The sequence below is a fragment of the Bacillus sp. P4_D3 genome (genome assembly GCF_056401855.1).
Genome location: NZ_JBFUIN010000404.1, coordinates 1 through 2,778, shown reverse-complemented (window position 1 = coordinate 2,778; position 2,778 = coordinate 1). Strand labels below are relative to the sequence as shown.

The following is a 2,778-nucleotide window of genomic DNA, read 5'->3' as shown; positions in this document are numbered from 1 at the left end:
ATTTTTAGTGGTACTCCGTATCCAACCTCACTTYCATCCCATGCCTAAAGGCAATGGGCTTTCTCGTTCGGAAAGGGCTGTAACAATTACACCCCTCCTGTTACTCTTTTCTCATCTTCACTTAAAAATATATTTTATTCTTTTCATTTCTATCACTCCGCTCGTACTAAGCTATTTTATAATTTCGATACCATATCCTCCTTTCCCTTCTAAAACGACAACCTAATTCATACATTCATGTTAAAATATAGAAAATAAGTTTTTTATTATGGAGGTGTAAAATTCCTATGTATATTTTCATCGGCTTATCCCTCTTGCTCATTTTACTCATTTTTTTATTCGCAAAAAAATTCACACCAAACTCATTCATGATGACTAGTTTTAAAGGAAATAGCTTTACGACATTTTCAGTTGGTATATTAATCGCTGCCACACTCTCTCTTTCATACGGAATGTATCACGCTGCAACATATCAACCTAGATATTTAGATATTAAATTACAAAATCAAAATTTTACTGTTTTCGGTAATGTTGGTGAGTTTGGTTATTTCTCAGAAGAATTACTAAAAAAAGATACAGCAGTTGAACTGTATTTTGTCTCTTGGGAAACAATACAATTAAATAATCCAGAAATAATAGTAGACTACCCTTCAGGCAAACAGAAAACATGGAAGCCTAATATAACAATAATACCTACAAATAAATTACAAGAAGAACATAATATTAAAGAACTTTATCAACTCTCACCGTATTCCTTTGAAGAATCTGGAAAAATAATATTAACTATTAAAGAAAATAAAACATCTCATAAAAAGATTTCAATTAATGTGAAATAATTACAAATAAAATGTCCCTCCAACATAATGGAAGGACATTTTATTTACATATGTATTTAATATTATTATTTTGACTGTTCATTCAATGTCGCAATTATTTCATTGGCAGTATTCTTTCCGTTTCCAATACAAGCACCAATTCCTACACCGTAATATGAAGCTCCAGCTAAGTATACATTAGGATAAAGAGCGGCCAATTTTTCTTGTAATGATTGAACAGCTTGATTATGTTCTAAATGATATTTTGGCATTAAATCTTTCCAATTTGTAACTTCAATTACTTCTGGTTCACCTTGAATTCCAAGACTCTTTTCAATATCATATAAAGCTACTCGTACTAATTCCTCTTCACTATAACTTTTAATCGTTTCATATACTGGATTAGTGCTCTTATAAAACATTCTTACTAATAACTTTTGTTTACCCGATGTATGTTTCCACTTCCTGCTTGTCCATGTGCAAGCATCACAATGTAAATCACTGTTTTCCGTTACGATAAAACCTGTGCCGTCAGCCGGTAGTTGTTCATCTAGTATGTCAAAACCTAAGTAAATACTAATAAGAGATGAGTTTTTAAACTTATTAAACTGCTCATTTAACTCATTAGACTGTAATAAAGCTTGTGCGATATCATGTGGAGCTGCTAAAACGACATAGTCAGCTTGTATTGTCTCATGATTTGCAAAAGAAACCTCATACCGATCCCCTTTTTTACTTATCGATGTTGTTACAGCACCTTTTTTAATTACAGTCTCCGTCAGCACTTCTTCTAAGCGATTAATAATCGTAGATAGTCCACTTTTAAATGATACAAATTTTTTATTTCCTGCTGATTGAAATTGTTTTTTATTCTCTTCAAAACCTTTAATAATACTTCCGTATTTATTTTTATACTCAAGTAAATATGGTAACGTAGATGCCATTGTAAGCTCATTCAATTTACCGGAATATACACCTGAAAGCACAGGCGCAATTTGTCTTTCCACTAACTCTTTCCCTAAAAAGCTTTCTAAAAATACAGCAAGTGATGTATCCTTTGTAAACTCTTTATTTTTCGTAATAAAATCTTTTAAAGCAACGATTTTCCCTTTTTTTGAGACTAGCGTACTGCTAAATAATGATTCAACACTCATAGGAATCCCAAATATAGTGTCAGCAGGAATTGGTTGTAATATATYATCAGAGTATATGTAAGAAATGCCTGTTTCGTTATATGCCATTTCATTTTCTAAATTTAAATCTTTTACAAGCGGCAAAACATGTTCATTACGAGCTACGATAGAATCCGCTCCAGATTCCATAATAAAATCATTTTCTTCCACACTGTGGATTTTACCACCTAAATACTCTTCTTTCTCAATAAGGATTAAATTTAAATCTATATTATAATCCTTCTTTAATTTTTCTAAGTAAAACATAGTAGAAAGTCCAGTAATACCTCCACCGATGACAACGACTGTTTTCATATTTGCTGCGCTCCTAACCGATACATTTAATAAATCCTATTATATTATACCCAAAATTCCTCATATTCGACTAGCAGCTTGCGCATTCTGTAAGAAATTAGACAATATATATGAATAAAAAAGAACTATAACATATTCAACTCACGTCATAGTTCTTTCTATTTTAAAAACATAAACCAGTTTATYAATTTGTCAATTTCTTGGCTGAGTGCTATTACTTTTTCATGTTGAAGTCCATAATTTGAGACTAGATTCAATAATTCTTCTTTTTTCAATTCAATTATTTTTTCTAACTTTACTAACTCCATGTCGTCTTTATTCGCTCCAATTTTAAAATATATGTACTTTAGTATAGCCTACTTACATAATAAGTAAAAGTCTCATACTAATGTAAAATCTTACATATTTGAAAAAATAATATATTACTAATAAAAAAAGAGACTTAAACTAAGTCCCTTATTACAGATCATTATAAT

3 protein-coding genes are annotated in these 2,778 nt (G+C 30.5%); 1 reads left to right on the top strand and 2 read right to left on the bottom strand.

Features of this window, described 5'->3' with window-relative positions; all coding sequences use genetic code 11:
* The first annotated feature begins 287 nt into the window (after nt 1-287).
* Nucleotides 288-836 carry a hypothetical protein gene (locus AC1DTM_RS21810; protein ID WP_016104831.1) on the top strand — a complete coding sequence of 183 codons (549 nt, stop codon included), beginning with the start codon at nt 288-290 and terminating at the stop codon, nt 834-836.
* Between the two features lie 65 nt (nt 837-901).
* Here AC1DTM_RS21810 and AC1DTM_RS21805 read toward each other — a convergent pair whose 3' ends face one another.
* A complete protein-coding gene (locus tag AC1DTM_RS21805) occupies nt 902-2,302 on the bottom strand; it encodes a protoporphyrinogen oxidase (protein ID WP_477000858.1) in 1,401 nt (466 codons plus the stop codon).
* Nucleotides 2,303-2,460: 158 nt separating this feature from the next.
* Complete coding sequence (locus tag AC1DTM_RS21800; RefSeq protein WP_002012842.1) at nt 2,461-2,610, bottom strand: aspartyl-phosphate phosphatase Spo0E family protein; 150 nt, start codon at nt 2,608-2,610, stop codon at nt 2,461-2,463.
* Nucleotides 2,611-2,778 lie beyond the last annotated feature (168 nt).

Coding starts and splice junctions, on each gene's coding strand:
- AC1DTM_RS21810 (WP_016104831.1), top strand. CDS start 288: ATGTATATTTTCATCGGCTTATCCCTCTTGCTCATTTTACTCATTTTT.